General features: G+C 68.1%; 10 protein-coding genes, 1 tRNA gene and 1 other RNA gene. 7 read left to right on the top strand and 5 right to left on the bottom strand.

Annotated elements, in window-relative coordinates; translation table 11 throughout:
• Nucleotides 1–102: 102 nt before the first annotated feature.
• On the bottom strand, nt 103–2586 hold the full coding sequence (locus AB1I47_RS20660; protein WP_354685587.1) for an adenosylcobalamin-dependent ribonucleoside-diphosphate reductase: 2484 nt from the start codon (nt 2584–2586) through the stop codon (nt 103–105).
• A gap of 219 nt (nt 2587–2805) precedes the next feature.
• Between AB1I47_RS20660 and ffs the strand changes: the two genes are divergently transcribed.
• Nucleotides 2806–2904: signal recognition particle sRNA small type (ffs, locus tag AB1I47_RS20655), an RNA gene on the top strand.
• A 180-nt stretch (nt 2905–3084) separates the two neighbouring features.
• Here ffs and AB1I47_RS20650 read toward each other — a convergent pair.
• The 3 genes from AB1I47_RS20650 to AB1I47_RS20640 all read right to left on the bottom strand — a co-directional run bounded on the left by AB1I47_RS20650 (nt 3085) and on the right by AB1I47_RS20640 (nt 10046).
• Nucleotides 3085–6690 carry a UvrD-helicase domain-containing protein gene (locus AB1I47_RS20650; protein WP_354685586.1) on the bottom strand — a complete coding sequence of 1202 codons (3606 nt, stop codon included), beginning with the start codon at nt 6688–6690 and terminating at the stop codon, nt 3085–3087.
• The gene (locus tag AB1I47_RS20645) at nt 6687–9575 is read right to left on the bottom strand and encodes a PD-(D/E)XK nuclease family protein (protein WP_354685585.1); all 2889 of its coding nucleotides are present in this window, start codon (nt 9573–9575) and stop codon (nt 6687–6689) included. The genes AB1I47_RS20650 and AB1I47_RS20645 overlap by 4 nt, the downstream gene beginning before the upstream one ends.
• A gap of 189 nt (nt 9576–9764) precedes the next feature.
• Nucleotides 9765–10046, bottom strand: coding sequence for a hypothetical protein (locus tag AB1I47_RS20640; RefSeq protein WP_354685584.1), 282 nt, complete (start codon nt 10044–10046; stop codon nt 9765–9767).
• Between the two features lie 447 nt (nt 10047–10493).
• Here AB1I47_RS20640 and trxA point away from each other — a divergent pair, with 447 nt between their 5' ends.
• The 6 genes from trxA (at nt 10494) to AB1I47_RS20610 (ending at nt 17169) form a co-directional block, all read left to right on the top strand.
• Nucleotides 10494–10820: a thioredoxin TrxA gene (gene trxA, locus AB1I47_RS20635; RefSeq protein WP_354685583.1), complete on the top strand. Its 327-nt coding sequence runs from the start codon at nt 10494–10496 to the stop codon at nt 10818–10820.
• A gap of 180 nt (nt 10821–11000) precedes the next feature.
• Nucleotides 11001–12263 (top strand): transcription termination factor Rho, encoded by a 1263-nt coding sequence (gene rho / locus AB1I47_RS20630; protein ID WP_042886485.1) that lies wholly within the window; start codon nt 11001–11003, stop codon nt 12261–12263.
• Between the two features lie 128 nt (nt 12264–12391).
• Nucleotides 12392–13243: a M90 family metallopeptidase gene (locus AB1I47_RS20625; protein WP_354685582.1), complete on the top strand. Its 852-nt coding sequence runs from the start codon at nt 12392–12394 to the stop codon at nt 13241–13243.
• Nucleotides 13244–13423: 180 nt separating this feature from the next.
• Entirely contained in the window at nt 13424–13684 is a 261-nt protein-coding gene (locus tag AB1I47_RS20620) for a type B 50S ribosomal protein L31 (protein WP_010814268.1), read from the top strand.
• 233 nt (nt 13685–13917) lie between these two features.
• On the top strand, nt 13918–15705 hold the full coding sequence (locus AB1I47_RS20615) for an ArnT family glycosyltransferase (protein WP_354685581.1): 1788 nt from the start codon (nt 13918–13920) through the stop codon (nt 15703–15705).
• A gap of 111 nt (nt 15706–15816) precedes the next feature.
• Nucleotides 15817–17169 (top strand): MATE family efflux transporter, encoded by a 1353-nt coding sequence (locus tag AB1I47_RS20610; RefSeq protein WP_354685580.1) that lies wholly within the window; start codon nt 15817–15819, stop codon nt 17167–17169.
• A 125-nt stretch (nt 17170–17294) separates the two neighbouring features.
• Here AB1I47_RS20610 and AB1I47_RS20605 read toward each other — a convergent pair.
• Nucleotides 17295–17371 (bottom strand) — tRNA-Asp (locus tag AB1I47_RS20605).
• Nucleotides 17372–17389: the final 18 nt, after the last annotated feature.

Raw genomic sequence — 17389 nt, 5'->3', positions numbered from 1 at the left:
GAGTTTGCCGCCTGCCAGCGGCGCCCGGCACCGGGGCCGCCACCAGGGCCGCTGCGGGGCGCTTTCTGGTGCGGCCAGCCGCCCGCCGGCCGGCCGCCAGCTTCAGCCGCACTCGCCCACGTAGCCACAATTGGCGCATTTGGCACAGCCGTCGACCTTGTGCAGGGCGTGCGCGCCACACTCCGGGCACGGCTTGCCGGTGCCGACGCCGGGCGTGACCACGCCGGGCCCGGCCCGGACCCCGTTGTCCAGGTCGGCGGCCACCGCCGCCGACCCGCTCTCGCGCTGCGCCAGCCGCGCCGCCAGCGCCGCCACCGGCACCTGCCCGCCCTCGGCATCGAGGAAGCCGCGCTTGATCAGGATCCGTTGCAAGGCGTAGCCCAGCGCGGCCACTTCCGAGTCATGGAAGCGCGGCACCTCGGTGCCGTCCTGCCGTACCAGCGTGCCGTAGCGCACCGTGCCCTTGTCCCAGACCACGTTGCGCATGTCCACCAGCGCCTTGGCCACCGAGCCGCCCGAGCGCGCCACCATCGACAGCAGCCGCATGGTCGAGGTGATCCACTGCTGTCCCTCGCTGCGCTGCCCGGCCGGCATGAAGAACTCCACCGGCCGCTCGATCGCCACCGGCCTGCCGTCGACGACACCGGTCACGCGCATGAAGTTGACGGTCAGGTAGACGGTCTTGTGGCCTTCGTAGGTCAGGTACTCGACCTTCGACGTCACGCCTTCGAGGTCGCCCACCGGCCGGCTGTTGAAGGGGCGCACCAGCGGGTTGTCGTCGGCGACAGCCGCTGGCGCCGACGGCGCCTCCACCGACAGCACCGCGCCCAGCACCGTGTTGGGGCGGTAGGTCGCCAGCCCCTTCAGCCCCGCCTGCCAGGCCTCCAGGTACAGGTTGCGGAAGGCTTCGTACGGATAGTCCTCCGGCACGTTGACGGTCTTGCTGATGCTGGTGTCGATATACGGCTGCACCGCCTCCAGCATGCGCATATGGTCCAGCGCCGACATCTGCAGCGCGGTGACGAACGATTCCGGCAACTGCGCCATATCGGCGCCCATGTGGCGATAGAGCCGCCACGCGTGGTCCGCCACCTCGAAGGTGCGGTAGCTGTTGTCCGGCATCCGCTTCTTGCGGTTGTAGGTCCACGAGAAGGACGGCTCGATGCCGTTGGAGGCGTTGTCGGCAAAGGCCAGCGTGATGGTGCCGGTCGGCGCGATCGACAGCAGGTGCGAGTTGCGCAGCCCGTTGCGCGCAATGGCATCGCGCACGGCTTCGGGCAGCCGGCTGGCAAAGCCGCTCTGCAGGTAGGCGTTGGCATCGAACAGCGGGAAAGCGCCCTTTTCGAGCGCGAGTTCGGTCGAAGCGAGATAGGCCTCGTCGCGCATGCGCCCGGCAATCCGTGCTGCCACCTGGCGGGCCGGTTCGGTGTCATAGCGCAGGCCCAGCATCACCAGCGCGCTGCCCAGGCCCAGGAAGCCCAGCCCCACGCGGCGTTTGGCGTGGGCTTCGGCCTGTTGTTCGGGCAACGGCCAGAAGGTCACGTCGAGCACGTTGTCGAGCATGCGCGTGGCCACGCGCACCACCTCGGCAAAGGCATCGAAGTCGAACTCGGCCTGCGGCGAAAACGGCTGGCGCACGAAACGTGTCAGGTTGACCGAGCCCAGGCAGCAGCAGCCATACGGCGGCAGCGGCTGCTCGGCGCAGGGGTTGGTGGCTTCGATGCGCTCGCAGTAATAGAGGTTGTTGTCGGCGTTGATGCGCGACAGGAACAGGATGCCGGGCTCGGCGTGGTCGTAGGTGGCCTGCATGACCTGGTCCCACAGGTGGCGCGCCGGCACGCGGCGGTAGACCCACTGGCCGTCGTCGCGGCGGTAGGCGCCGGCGGCAATCATGTCGGCGCCGGGCTCGGCCTCATGCACCAGCTCGACTTCGCCGTCGGCCTGCACCGCTTGCATGAATTCGTCGGTGACGCCGATCGAGATATTGAAGTTGCTGAGCTCGCCCTTGTCCTTGGCGTGGATAAAGCTCTCGATATCCGGATGGTCGCAGCGCAGCACGCCCATCTGCGCGCCGCGGCGCGCGCCGGCGGATTCCACCGTGGCGCACGACGCGTCGAACACCTTCATGAACGAAACCGGCCCCGACGCGCGCGAATGCGTGGCCCGCACCAGCGCGCCGGCCGGGCGGATCGCCGAGAAGTCATAGCCCACGCCGCCGCCGCGGCGCATGGTCTCGGCGGCCTGGGCCACCGCGGTGTAGATGCTGGGACGGCCGTCGCGCGCATCGGACACCGAATCGCCCACCGGCTGCACGAAGCAGTTGATCAGCGTGGCCTGGATGCCGGTGCCCGCCGCCGAGTTGATGCGACCGGCCGGCACGAAGCCGTTTTCCTGCGCCCACAGGAAGCGCGCGCTCCAGGCCTCGCGCTGGTCCTCGGGCTCTGCCTGCGCCAGCGCGCGCGCCACGCGCTGCCTGACATCGGAAATGGTGCCCTCTTCGCCCTTGGCGTACTTCTCGATCAGGACTTCGGTGGAGATTTCCTGCGGCGCCATGGCACCGCGAATGATCTGGTCGTTTGCGTTCATCTGTTGGCTCACCACGCTCTGCGGTTGGGTGATTGGTTGGCTCTTGCACGCAGTGCCTCCTGCGCGCCGCCGCTGATATCGCGGCGGCCTGTCATGGTCGGGCCACCGTGGCCTGGCCTGCCTGCGCAAGATCAATTCGATGCCTCGCCACGGGCAATGACCCGCTGATGCCAGGGCAAATTCGACGCGCCCCGCTGGTCTGGGTTACAATCCGGCTCGGACGGGCCTCCTCGCATGGTGGCGCGGTCAACCTGGTCAGGTCGGGAACGAAGCAGCCACAGCCGTTTTCCGCCAGTGCCGAGGGTCAGGCTCGTCCACCTCTTCGCCCACCTCTACTCCCTCTCCGCTGTAACCTCCCCACGCTATACCCTCAGATCCGCACGCGCCCGTCGCTTGCAGCGCAGTCCCTGTCACTTTAGTACAGCGGGCCGGCGGCCGTGAGCGCCGCACGGCCCATTTTGCGCCGATTTTCCCACCCTGTCCGGCGCGGGCACCGCGTCAGAACAACGATCCTTGTTGCGCCAGCATAGGCTGTACCAGCCGCTCGGCCGGAATCCATTCGCCTTCCGCGGTGGCCACGCCGGCCTCGATGCGCTTGCCCGGGAACATCGGCGCCACCGCGGCGACATAGCGGCCGAGCTGCGCGCGATAGCTCGCATGCTCTTGTGGCAGCAGTCGCAGCTTGTAGTCCACGATCACCACGCGGTCCGCGAATTCCACCAGCCGGTCGATACGCAGCAGGCGGCCGCGCGCGTCGTACAACTCCACCTCGTTGCGCGCCTCGGCTGCCGTCAGCAGCGGTGCCAGCGCAGGCGCCTGCAGCATGGCGCTGACCGCGGTCACCGCCTCTTCCACCTGCTGCCGCCACAACCCGCGCGCCTGCGCGGTATGCGCGCCCGACAGCGGGAACCAGCGCAGCACCGTGTCGATGTCCGGAATTCCGGTGAAGGCTTCCGGATAGCGGGTCAGGCGCTCCAGCAGCGCGTGCACCAGTTCGCCATGGCGCGCGGCAGCGGCATTGAAGACGATGCCTTCGGACTCGTCTTCGGCTTCCGGAACGCCCGCTTCCTCGAACGCAATCGCCGGGCCGGCGTCGACCGCATCGCGATAGCGCAACCGGAAGTCGGTGAAGCGCACCGGCTCGCTCAGCCGCGTCAGGGCCGGGGCGCGCTCGTCGGTCTCAGCTTGCTCGCCCGGATAGGCGGGCAGCATCTCGCCGACACCCGCGGCCTGCAGCCGCACATACCAACTGCCAGCGATCTCGGTATTGGCGGCATCGCCAGAACTGCTGCGGCTGGCACGCCCCTTCACGCCGCTGACCAGCAGCCCCTGCTGCGCGCGCGTCATCGCCACGTACAGCAGGTTCCAGTTCTCGCGCTCGGAGAGCGCCGTCTCCGCCTCGAACAGCGGCGCACGCGCCAGCCCGCGCTCGCTGCGCTTGCCGTAGGCCGAGAAGTGCCGCGGCACCGGCGACGACGGCGGCCAGTCGACCAGGATGCCGCCCTTGTCCGCGGCCGGCTCGCTGTGATTGGCGTCGAGCAGCACCACGAACGGCGCCTCCAGCCCCTTGGCCGCATGCACGGTCAGGATATGGACCGCGTCGAGGCCGGCAAATGCGGCATCGTCCTCGGCCGGTTCGACGTCTTCGGCGCTGTCGCCCATGCCCCCCTCGTCGGGGCTTTCGCCCTCGTCGCCGCGGCGGATTTCCTGCAGCTCGTCGATAAACTTGGGCAGGCTCGGATAGCGGCCGCCATCCAGATCGAGCGACAGCTTCAGGAAGGCGTCGAGGTTGGCCAGCACCTGCTCGCGGATATCCGGCGGCGCGGCCTCGGCATAGCGCCGCCGCACTTCGCCGCCATGGAAGATCTGGTCGATCAGGTCATGCACCGGCTGGTGCGGCGCAATGCGCAGCCACTGGCGCAGCCGCTGCACGCCTTCGCGCAGCGCGTCGGAAACATGTTCAGGCAAGCCACCTGCCTCGATGCGCGCCCACCAGCCGCCCTCGCCCTCCATTTGCGCCAGCGCCACCAGGTCGTCGTCGGTGGCGCCGACCAGCGGGCTCTTCAGCACGTGCGCAAGATCGAGGTCGGACTCCGGCGTCATCAGGAACGCCAGCAAAGCCGACAGGTCGAGCGCCTCCAGCGTCGCCAGCAGGCCGCCGCGGCGCGGGCTCAGGCACGGGATGCCGGCTTCGCGCAGTGCCCGCTCGTAGTCGGCCAGATGGGTCTTGCGGCGCACCAGCAGGTGCATGTCGCTCCAGCGCGCGGCACGCGTGGTGCCGCCTTCGTGGACCGGCATGGTGTCGCGCACATGGCGCAGCCACGCAGCCACGCGCCGGCCTTCTTCAAGGCGCAGCGAATCGCCGGCCTGCCGGCGCGGCTGCAGCAGCGTGTCGCGATGGGTGGATGCTTCCTCTTCGGGCTCGTCCGTGGCGTCGCTGGCCTCGCTCGCCTTCTCTTCCGGTTCCACCAGCGGCAGCAGCCATACCGGCCCGCCGCCGTCGGCCAGCGCCGTGGTCTGGGTCTCGTACAACGGATAGCGGCCCTCGGCGCGCGCCGTGTCGAACACCGCGTTGACCCAGTCGAGTACCTCGGCACGGTTGCGCCGCGTGCGGTTGGTGCGCAGCACAGTGGCGCCGAACGCGCTGCGCAGCATCTCGCCGGCGGCGCCGAACAGCCGTGCGTCGGCGCGGCGGAAGCGGTAGATCGACTGCTTGGGATCGCCCACCAGGAATACCGTGGGCCGCTCGCCCAGGCCCGCATACCCCGCCAGCCAGCCTTGCAGGATGCGCCACTGCAGCGGGTTGGTGTCCTGGAACTCGTCGAGCAGCAGGTGCCGGTAGCGCGCGTCGAGCCGCACCTGCAGGTAGGTGGCGGTCTCTTCGTCGGACATCAGCCGCGCCGCCTGCCATTCGAGGTCGGCGAAGTCCATCGCGCGCTGGTCGTCCTTGTGCTGCTGGTAGCGCGTCAGCAGCGCATCGCCGATGCGGAACAGTGCCTGGTTGATCGACAGCACCGCGCCCTCGCAGCAGCGTGCGCGGATCTCGTCGAGCATCGCGCAGATCGATGCATGCTCGTCCATCAACGCGTCGACCATGCCTTCGCCGCCGGCGGCCTTGACCAGCGCCGCGGTGCGCCGCAGTGAACGCGGCTCGCCGGTGGTGGTGAAGAACGCCGCGCGCAGTTGCGCGAACACGCGCTCGCATGCCTTGCCGGGCCGGGCGCCGGCTTCGCGCCAGGCGGTGATTGCCATCAGCGCGTCGGTGATGCGGGTGGCATGGCCCTGCTCGGTCTTGCCGCCGGCGCCCAGGCGCAGCGCCAGCGTTTCGCAGGCATCGCGCCAGCCTTCGTCGGCCAGCGCCTGCAGCAGCACGTCGCCCTGCGCGTCTTCGCCGAGGCAGTCGCACAGCGCCTGCAGCGGATCGCCGCCCTCCCGCATCGCCCACCATTCGCTGCGTGCGTGGAACATGGCGTCGAGCAGCGCGCGCGCCTGGAAGTCGCCGACGGTGTCGACCAGCGTTTCCCACGCGGCGCGCAGGTCTTCGTATTGCGGCGTGGCCAGCGCGCGCCACACCGGGGCCCAGGCTTCGCGCTTCATCCGCAGCGCGTCTTCGCGCAAGGACGCACCCGGCACAATGCCCGACGCCAGCGGCGCGCCGCGCAGCAGCGTGCCGAACCAGCCGTGGAAGGTGTCGATCGCCATGCGCCCCGGCGCGGCCAGAACCTGTGCGTGCAGGCGGCGCGCGCGCGGCAGCGCCTCGCGTGCCGCGTCGGGCGTCAGGCCGCGCTGCACCAGCGCGGCGATCACGTCGTCGTCGCTGTCGCGCGCAAACTGCGCCAGCACCTCCAGCAAGCGTTCGCGCATTTCTTCGGCGGCCTTGCGCGTGAAGGTGATCGCCAGGATTTCATGCGGCGCGGCACCGGCGAGCAACAGGCGCACCAGGCGTGCCACCAGCAGCCAGGTCTTGCCGCTGCCGGCGCAGGCCTCGACCACCACCGAGCGCGCGGGATCGCAGGCGGCGCGCGTGAACTCGGCCTCGGAAACGGGCTGGCCGTCGCGCTGGTAAGGCTGGACCTCGGCGTGGACAGGATCGTGAACCATCATGATGTCAGCACCGGTACGGCGGTGGATTCCCAGAAGCCCTTGCGGCACAGGCCGCGGGCAGTGCAATACACGCAGGCGGAGGCATCGCCGAACGCCGGCAGCTTCGCGCCCTGGCGCAGCCGCATCACGTCCTCGCGCATCTGCCGCTCGAGCCAGGTGACGGCGGCTTCGAAGTCAGGCAGGCCGACTTCGCGCTGCGCCGCCGCTGCGCCCTCACGGGTCCCTTCGCGCGCGCCTTCCAGCGACACCCAGCTACCGCCCACCGCGTCGGCACGCAGCAGGCCGTAGAACGGCAACTGGCAGTCTTCCTCGACTTCGGCCAGCTTGCGCTTGAGCCGGGCCGCGCTCTGCGTCTTGTAGTCGAGCACCGCATGCGCGCCGTCGGGGCCCTGGTCGAGCCGGTCGATGCGACCGGTCAGCCGCAGCGGCTGGCCGTCGGGCATCGGCAGGTCGATGCCCGCGTCGAGCTCGCCACCGCGCCAGAACCAGCCTTCGGCCTCGCGCGCGGATTGCCATGCCACGTAGGATGGCATCACGTCGCGCCAGCGGCGGTAGTAGGCAATCGCATTGCCGTCCTCGGCCATCAGCGCGCCGAACACGTCGTCGGAGATCTCTTGCAGCCGCGCGAGCCGCTGCTCTTCGGAGAGCGTTTCGCCGCGCTCGCGCCGTGACTGCAGGTCCTTGTGGTAGCGCAGCAGCACGTGGTGCAGGTGTTCGCCGATCTCGCGCTTCTCCAGCTCGTCGCTGACCGTTTCCAGCCCGGCCAGTCCCAGCATGCGGCCGGCAAAAAACTGATAGGGGCAGCGGCGCAGCGTGTTGTAGGCCTGCGCGCTCCAGCGCACCGGCACCAGTGCCGGCTCTGCGGCCGGTGCCGGCATGCCCTGCGGCTCGGCAAAAGTCTCGTGCGCCTGCGGCGCGGCGCTGGCTTCGATGCTGACGCCGCTGCGCGCGCAGCACGCCGCCAGCCGCTCGATCCAGCCGGACACATGATGCGGCTCGCCACGGCTGCCATAGCGCTGCCAGGTGAGCACCACGTCGTCGTTGTTCAGCAGCACTTCGGCCAGGTCGCGCGCCTGCTGCGCAAAGCGCGCCTCGCGGTCCTCCAGGTCCAGCTCGCGCCGCATCTGGTTGGAGAAGAACATCAGCTCGGCGGCGCTCGACGGCAATTGCGCATCGTCGCAGCCGACGATCACCACGCCTTCGAAGCGGCGCATGCGCGCGCCGTTCAGCGGCAGGATGGTGATGCGCACGGAACCGCTGGCCGATGGCTCCTTGTAGGCGACCGATTCGAGCAGCGCCGCCAGCATCGCGCGGAATTCGCCCTGCGACAGCGTGGCGTGGCCGCCGGTCTCGTCCTGCGGCAGCTCTTGCAGCCGCGCCAGTGCATCGAGCAACTGGCCGCCGGCATCGTCGGCGGCCAGCGCGGCACGCATGCCGACTGTGTCGAGCATGCCGTCGAGCCGTTCCAGCCAGGTCGCGAGCGGGTGCTGCGCCAGGCCGCGCGGCCAGCGGGCGGCTTCGTCGGCAAGCAAGGCGATCAGCCCGCGTGCCGCGCGGCGTGGCGCTGCGCCGGCGTCCTCATCTTCATCGGCAGCATGGGGCGCGCTTGACGGTTCGTTGCCGAACAGTTGGCGCAGCCGCGCCCAGCCGCCGGTCAGCCCCTCGCGCCGTACCTGGCGCTCCAGCAGCGCGATGGCCGCGCCGCGCTCGGCGAAATCCGGCAGGCAGAACGGGCTTTTGAGCAGGTCGAGCAAGGCAGCGGTATCGCCGTCGCGCGCCAGCAGGTCGAACCAGCGCATCAGCGCCGCGGCCGCGCGCGTGGTGGAGAGCTTCCAGCCGGTCTCGTCGCGTACCGGCGCCCCGGCGCGCGCCAGCAAGGCGCGCGCGCGCCTTGCCACCACGCGGTCGTGCGCAACCAGCGCGACGTTGCGGCGGCCGTCGTTGAGCCATTGCACCAGTTGCGCGGCGGCGGCCGCGGCCTCGTCCTCGAAGCGCGCGCTGCCGACCACGCGGATGGCCGGGCGTTGCGGTGGCAGCGCGGGCATGGCAGGCGGCGGCGATGCGGCCTCAGCGTCGTCGGCGTCGTTGGCAATCCGCGCTTCCGGCCACAGCGCCAGCAGCGTCTGGTACCAATCGGCATCCGTCTCGCCCTGCCCGGTCCAGTCATAGCCCACCTGCATCACCGGCACCAGCTCGCCGGCATCGCGCAGGAACGCGGCTTCGAGCGGCGTGGGCGGCGTCGGGGCGATCCAGATCACCGGGCCGCGCAGCTGCTGCGACAGCTCGCGCAAGGCGCGGCGGCGCGCCGGCAGCGGATCGTCCGGCCCGGACAGCGCCTGCCAGAAAGCCAGCACGATGCGCGCCTCTTCGCCGAGGAAGCGCTCCGACAAATGCGAGTAGGTCCGTTCCAGCGCGCCCTGCAGCAGGCCGGCGCGGTCGTCGCCATCGATCTCATCGTCATCACGGATGGCCGCGTCCTCGAGCCAGCGCGCATTGAGTTCGTCGCAAATCGCCAACAGCGTCTGCGACAGCCCCCATGCGGCGGTTTCGTTCTGCGCGCCGAAGGCGCGGCGCAGCCAGTCCTGCCCGCGCACCGCCTGCTGCACCGCCAGCAGCCTCGCGGCATGGCTGCGCACCGGCGTGCCCTCTGGGGGCAGGTCGAGCAGCCAGTGGCCCAGCGTCAGCACGCGCGGCAGCAGCCGTGGCTTGCCCGCCGCGCGCGCGGCCGCGTCCAGCGCCTGGCGCACGCCGGGAATCTGCGCGGCGGTTGGCACCACCACGTGCGCGCCGGCCTCCGGCGCGCCGCAGCGGTCGAGGAAATACCAGGCAGCGGCAGCCGCCTGGTCGAGGAAATCAGGGCCAGGGCGAAAGCGTAGCGACGTCATTTGGCGCAAGCGGAGCGCGTGGGCCGCGGCCACGAGTGGCGGCGGGCACTGCGTTGGTCAGGAAAGGCGTCAGGCAGCAAGGGAAACGAGAGAAACGAGGGAAACGTCGGCAACAATACGGGTCGCGGCCTGCCTGTGCGGCAGGCGGCCAGAACCATGCGAGGCAGGCAGCGGGCGCTCAGGAGCCGCTCAGTGCGGACCACCCTCCAGGCGGGCGCGGATCTCTCGCGCGGTTTCGAGCAGGCCCTCATAGCCGGAGCGCGCATGCTCCGGCAGGTCGGGGTCGCCCACCAGCGTGCCGAGGGTTTCGATGATGCTGTAGACCAGCCCCTTGGCCGCACCGCTGGCGATGCTGTTGGTCTCGACGGCGCTGCTGAGATGGTCCAGCGCATCGCTGAGGTGGTCCACGTCCGGCGCCTGGCTGGATTCGGGCTCTGGCTGCTGCAAAGGCTTGCGGGGATCGGTGTTCATATCGATGACCTTGTCAGTGGCGCGGGGCGCATGAGTGGTCCGGCGGTGCGCGCCATGCGGGCAGCGCGCCAGGGACCGCTTCTATTCTACGCGCCCGCCACGCGGATTCGTCACAGCGGGCGTCACAACTGACATGGCGCATGTGCATTGCATCGCACACCCATGCCGATTGCCCGAATCTCTCGGCGCCATTGAAAATAAGCATTTCAACGAATTGACGGAATGCAGCAGAATTAAATCCGTTGCCGCGGTCTTTCGACTGCTTTGCCAGCGCCGGTCTTGAAAATCGGCAAACTGGTAACATATCGACAGCACCGGGCGCGGCAGCGGCCTCCACAGCCAACCAGCAGGCGGCAAAGGGGTCGCCCGACGGGTCCGCGCAATCTCGTGTAAGGTAACGGTTCGGCCCCGCCTTCAACATAAAAGCGAAACCAGAGGTTTTCCGCCATGAGCGAACAAATCAAGTATGTGAGCGACGCCTCCTTCGACGCTGACGTCCTCCAGTCCGACAAGCCCGTCCTGCTCGATTTCTGGGCCGAATGGTGCGGTCCCTGCAAGATGATCGCGCCGATCCTGGACGAAGTCGCCAGGGACTACGGCGACAAGCTGCAGGTCGCCAAGATCAATGTCGATGAAAACCAGCAGGTGCCGGCCAAGTTCGGCATCCGCGGCATCCCGACGCTGATCCTGTTCAAGAACGGCGCGGTCGCGGCCCAGAAGGTCGGCGCGCTGTCCAAGTCGCAACTGACCGCCTTCCTCGACGGCAACCTGTAAGCTGCGCGCCGGAGCCTGACCAACGGTTCCGGTTTTGTCACGATCCGACGTGCGTGCGCCACACCCTGGCGCACCGGTCGGATTGTGCTAAGATGCCATCAACAACTCCCCGAGCGTTCGCTCATTTTTTCCCCCTTCCCTTTAGGTCTCGCCCGTCCGGGCCATCTGTACCCCTCGTCTATGCACCTGACAGAACTCAAATCGCTTCACGTGTCTGCGCTTCTCGAAATGGCGGCTACGCTCGAGATCGACAACGCACAGCGGATGCGCAAGCAGGAACTGATGTTTGCGATCCTGAAGAAGCGCGCCAAGATGGGCGAAACCATCTTCGGAGACGGCACGCTGGAAGTTCTGCCCGACGGCTTCGGCTTCCTGCGCTCGCCGGAGACTTCGTACCTGGCCAGCACGGACGATATCTATATCAGCCCGTCGCAGATCCGCCGCTTCAACCTGCATACCGGCGACTCGATCGAAGGCGAAGTGCGCACGCCCAAGGACGGCGAGCGCTACTTTGCGCTGGTGAAGGTGGACAAGGTCAACGGCCAGCCTCCCGAAGCGGTCAAGAACCGCATCATGTTCGAGAACCTGACGCCGCTGCACCCGAACCGGCCGCTCACGCTCGAACGCGATATCAAGGCAGAAGAGAACATCACCGGCCGCATCATCGACATGATCGCGCCGATCGGCCGCGGCCAGCGCGCGCTGCTGGTGGCCTCGCCCAAGTCGGGCAAGACCGTGATGCTGCAACACATTGCACACGCGATCGCCAACAATCATCCGGAAGCCGACCTGTTCGTGCTGCTGATCGACGAGCGCCCGGAAGAAGTGACCGAGATGCAGCGCTCGGTGCGCGGCGAAGTGGTGGCGTCCACCTTCGACGAACCGGCGATCCGCCACGTGCAGGTCGCCGAAATGGTGATCGAGAAGGCCAAGCGCCTGGTCGAGCTGAAGCGCGACGTGGTGATCCTGCTGGACTCGATCACGCGCCTGGCGCGCGCCTACAACACGGTGGTGCCGGCCTCGGGCAAGGTGCTGACCGGTGGTGTCGACGCCAACGCGCTGCAGCGCCCGAAGCGTTTCTTCGGCGCCGCGCGCAACCTGGAAGAAGGCGGTTCGCTGACCATCATCGCTACCGCGCTGATCGAGACCGGCAGCCGCATGGACGACGTGATCTACGAAGAGTTCAAGGGCACCGGCAATATGGAAGTGCACCTCGAACGCCGCCTGGCCGAGAAGCGCGTCTATCCGTCGATCAACCTGAACAAGTCGGGCACGCGCCGCGAAGAACTGCTGATCAAGCCGGAAATCCTGCAGAAGATCTGGGTGCTGCGCAAGTTCATCTCCGACATGGACGAAGTGCAGGCGATGGAATTCATCATGGACAAGATGAAGGCGACGAAGAACAACGCCGAGTTTTTCGATATGATGCGCAGAGGCGGCTAAAACCCTCGCTGCAGCAGCGCCGCAAGGCGAACGAACAAGAAGGCGTGCCACGGCACGCCTTTCTTGTTGCCGGATCATTATTGCCGGATCATGTTCCGATCACTTCCACAGCGCACCTGCGCTAATCCATGCTCGGCAAACTGACCTCATTCCTGCGTACCCGTTCCAGGGAGCGCAAGCTGGAGCACTACGCGATTCCCGACGCGCTGTGGGCGCGCACGATTGCCAGGCTGCCGTTCGTCCAGCGCTATGGCAGCGAAGACCTGGCAGCGCTGCGCGAACTGGCCACGCTGTTTATCGCCGAGAAGGAATACTCCACCGCGCACGACCTGCCGCTTGACGACGACATGGTGGTCAGCGTCGCGGTGCAGGCCTGCGTGCCGATCCTGAGGCTGGGACTGCCGTGGTATCGGGGCTGGCGCGGCATCGTGCTGTACCCGGGCGAGTTCATCATCCGCCGGACCGTGCAGGACGACATCGGCCTGGTGCACGGCGTGGTCGAGGAAGCCAGTGGCGAGGCGTGGGAGCATGGGCCGGTGATCCTGTCCTGGCAGGACGTGCATAACCCCGGCGCCGGCATCGACAGCGACCATGAGCTGCCGGCCGACACCTACAACGTGGTGATCCACGAGTTCGCCCACAAGCTGGACATGCTCGACGGCGAGCCCGACGGCGTGCCGCCCTTCTCGCGGGTGCTGCATCCGGACGTCGATGGTGAGGCCTGGGCCGAGACTTTCCTGAGCGAGTACGACCGCTTTGCCGAGGCGTGGGACGCGCGCCAGGAGTCCGACTGGGAACATCCCGAGCGGCTGCCGGCGGCGCTGCGCATCATCGACCCGTACGGCAGCGAGGCGCCGAGTGAGTTTTTTGCCGTGACATCGGAAGCATTTTTTGTCGAGCCCGGCGGGCTGGCACAGCATTGGCCAGTGGTATACCAATCGCTGGCGGCGTTTTATCGCCAGGATCCGACCGCAAGGTGAAGTAAAAGGCTAAAACCGGCACTGCACTTTTCTTGTTGCGTGCCGGCACAAGGCCTTCCCCAAGTGCTTGTTTTTCTGCCATAATTTCGGTTTGCCCGTTACCGGCAAGTGGTTCGTTCGTCGACGCGTGATGGAAAGCGGATCGCAACGGACTGGCTACCCAACCAGAAAGGAATCACCATGAAAGAAGGCATTCACCCGAATTACCGCGAAGTCGTGTTCCAGGACATGTCCAGCGACTTCAGCTTCATCACCCGCTCGACCATCCAGACCAAGGACAAGATCGTGAAGGACGGCAAGGAATACCCGCTGGCCAAGATCGAAGTCTCGTCGGAATCGCACCCGTTCTACACCGGCACCCAGAAGATCATGGACACGGCCGGCCGCGTCGAGAAGTTCCGCCAGAAGTTTGGCAACAAGCTGGGCAAGGCTGCGAAGTAATCGCTTTCGGCGAACCCCGCTTCGCGCGTGCTGCGGACAGGCTCCGGGCCCGCGCGAACCAGCAAAGAGGCAGCATAGGCTGCCTCTTTGCTTTTGTGCCCGGCCCTGGCCTGCACTGTCGTACCAATCAGGATTCCCTCGCCCCCGTGAGGCTTCCACGCCATGTTCCGGCCCGCGCGGCCGCCGCATGCGCGATACTGTGGCCTTCGCGCCATGGCCCGACCTGAGCATCGATGCGTCAAGCCAACACCTCACCCGTCCAGTTGACCGCTGCCGCCACCGGCGCCCTGCCGCGCGCCCTGCTGCTGGCGATCTGCATCATCTACGGCCTGGTCGGCCTGTTCGGCCGCGACCCGTGGAAAAACGAGGATGCCGCCGGCTTCGGCGTGATGTGGCAACTGGCCACCGGCGGCCTGCACGACTGGCTGATGCCGAATATCGCTGGCCGGCCGTACAGCGAGGACGGACCGCTGGTGTTCTGGATCGGCGCGGTCATGATCCGCGGCTTCGGCAGCTGGCTGGGCGCTGCCGACGCGGCGCGCCTGGCGACCGCGTTGTTCTTCTTCGCGACCTGCGCCTGCATCTGGTACACCACCTACCTGCTCGGGCGGCGCGACGAGGTCCAGCCCTTTGCCTATGCTTTCGGCGGCCAGCCCAATGCGCGCGACTATGGCCGCACGCTGGCCGACGGCGCGCTGCTGATCTTCCTGGCCTGCGTGGGCCTGGCCATGCGCGGCCACGAGACCACGCCGCAGGTCGGGCAGGTCGCCTTTATCGCGCTGGCGCTGTACGGCATGGTGCGCAGCCTCGACAAGCCGATCCAGGGCAGCCTGGTCTATGGGGCCGCGCTGGGCGGGCTGGCGCTGGCCAGCGGCCCGCTGCTGCCGCTGGCGATGCTGGGCGGCACCGTGGTGTGCGCGCTGGTGTGCCGGCCGCTGCCGTGGCGGCGCCTGTTCGCCATCGGCATCCCGCTCGCGCTGCTGATCGTGCTGGCGTGGCTGGCCGCGGCGTACTTTGGCGCGGCCGACCGCAACGAGGCGGTGACCTTTATCCGCGAGTGGTCGCGCTACGACCGCCGCAGCTATGGCTCGCCGAACATGCAGACCTTCGGCTTCAACATGCGCAATCTGTTCCTGTACGCCTGGCCGGTATGGCCGATCGCGGGCTGGGCCTGGATCGCATGGGCCGGCATGCGCCGCGCGCCCCATGTGGCGATGCCGCTGGCGCTGCTGCTGCCGGTGCTGGTGCTGCTGTTCCTGCAACGCAGCGCCGGCGACGCGCAGTTCATCCTGCTGCTGCCGCCGATGGCGGTGTTGGCCGCGTTCGCGCTGCCGACCCTGGCGCGCGGCGTGATCAACGCCATCGACTGGTTCGCGCTGCTGTTCTTCACCATCTTCGGCGGCACGGTGTGGTTCATGTGGATCGCCAAGACCACCGGCTGGCCGCCGCGTATTGCGCGCAATATCTTCCGCCAGTTGCCAGGCTACCAGCATGAGTTCACCATCGCGGCGGTGCTGTTCGCGCTGGCGGCCACGGCCGCGTGGGTACTGATCGTGCGCTGGCGGCTGTCGCGCGCGCCCAAGCAGATCTGGCGCCCGGTGGTGATTTCCGCCGCCGGCACCACGCTGATGTGGGTAATGGCGATGACGCTGTGGCTGCCGTCGATCAACTACGGCAAGACCTACCGCGACGTGGCGCAGGCCGCCGCCATGGCGCTGCCGCCGGCGTACCAGTGCGTGCAGCCGATCCGCATGGGGGATGCGCAGCTGGCCTCGTTTGCCTACTTCGGCCATATCCGCTTCGGCGGTCCGAGCGATGGCTGCGACGTGCTGCTGCGGCATGACTCGGTCGACTACGGCGAGCCTGGCAATATCTCGCATTTCGAGTGGCGCCTGATCTGGGAAGGCCGCCGGCCGGCGGACCGCGACGAGCGCTTCCGCATGTACCGCCTGGTAGATACCGCGCGCGCGGTCCATCCGCGCCCGGACCTGCCGCGGCGCCGCCTGCCGCGCCAGCCCTGATCTCTGGCACCCCACCACCGCAGCGCCTGTAGCGCCATCGAACCATTCCGGCCGCAGGCGGCTGCGGGGCTGATCCATCAGCCCCCTCCTGACCAAGCTTGCCAAGCCTGAATGACCCTGTTCCAAGACCTTCGCCGCATTGCCAGCCTGGCCGCGCCGGTGCTGGCCGGCCAGCTGGCCGTGATCGCCTTTGGCGTCATCGACACCGTAATGGCGGGGCGCGCCTCGGCCACCGACCTTGCCGCTGTCGGACTGGGCGGCTCCATCTACATCACGATCTATATCAGCCTGATGGGCGTGCTGCTGGCGCTCGCGCCGATCGCCGGCCAGCTCTACGGCGCGGGACGGGTCGAAGCGATCGGCGCCGAAGTGCGTCAGGCCGCGTGGCTGGGCGCCGGGCTGGCGATTCCCGGCGTGTTGCTGCTGGCCTTCCCCGCCCCGCTGCTGGCCTTTGCCAAGGCTCCGCCCGAGCTGGTCGACAAGGCCACCGCGTACCTGCATTTCGGCGCCTTCGGGCTGCCCGCGGCGCTAGGTTTCCGCCTTTACTCGGCGCTGAACAATGCGCTGTCGCGCCCCATCATGGTCACGGTGCTGCAGATCGGCGGGCTGGTGCTGAAGGTGCCGCTCAATGCGTGGTTTATCCACGGCGGGCTGGGCGTGCCGGCGATGGGCGGCCCAGGTTGCGGGCTGGCTTCGACGCTGATCAGCTGGATATGGTGCATCGCCGGGCTGCTGATCCTGCGCTATGGCAGCGCCTATCGCCCGCTGCGGATCTTCGACACCTGGAGCTGGCCGGCGGCCGCGCCGCTGCGCGCGCTGCTGCGCCTGGGCGTGCCGATGGGGCTGACCTATCTGATCGAGATCACGTCGTTCACGCTGATGTCGATCTTTATCACACGGATGGGCACGGTGACGCTTGCCGGGCACCAGATCATCGCCAACCTGGGCGCGGTGGCCTATATGCTGCCGCTGTCGCTGGGCATCGCCACTTCGACGCTGGTGGCGCAGCACCTGGGCGCGCGCGACCTCGCCGGCGCCAGCCGCATCGCCTGGCGCGGCATCCGCATGGCGGTGACGCTGGCCATGCTGACGGGCGCGCTGCTGTGGGTGCTGCGCGAGCCGGTGCTGCACGCTTACGCCAGCGATCCGGCGGTGGTGGCGGCGGCGCTGCCGCTGGTGCTGTTCGTCGCCTTCTACCAGGCCTTCGATGCGGTGCAGGTGATGACTGCGTTTATCCTGCGGGCGTACAAGATTGCGCTGATCCCGACGCTGATCTATGCCGGCTCGCTGTGGGGGATCGGGCTGGGCGGGGGTTATGTGCTGGGGTTCGGGCTGATCGATGGCTTGCCGGCATTCACGCATGGCGCGGGCGGCTTCTGGCTGGCCAACAGCGTCAGCCTGGCGGTCGCGGGGGTGTTGCTGGTGCGGTATTTCTACCGGGTTAGCAGGAGTCCGGCGAAGTGAGCAGGTGAGTCGCTTGAACGACCAGTTGGGTGCTCCCTCTCCCGCGTGCGGGAGAGGGAGAAAACCCTCAGCGTGCAATCGCCTTCGGAAAAAGAAAAACGCCCGCTTGCGCGGGCGTTCTAATTTGGCGGAGTGGACGGGACTCGAACCCGCGACCCCCGGCGTGACAGGCCGGTATTCTAACCGACTGAACTACCACTCCTTAGTCGGCGTCTTCCGA

Source organism: Cupriavidus necator (genome assembly GCF_040578825.1).
Taxonomy (GTDB): domain Bacteria; phylum Pseudomonadota; class Gammaproteobacteria; order Burkholderiales; family Burkholderiaceae; genus Cupriavidus; species Cupriavidus necator_E.
The sequence above is the reverse complement of the archived record's forward strand: the minus strand, read 5'-3'. Positions and strand labels throughout refer to the sequence as shown.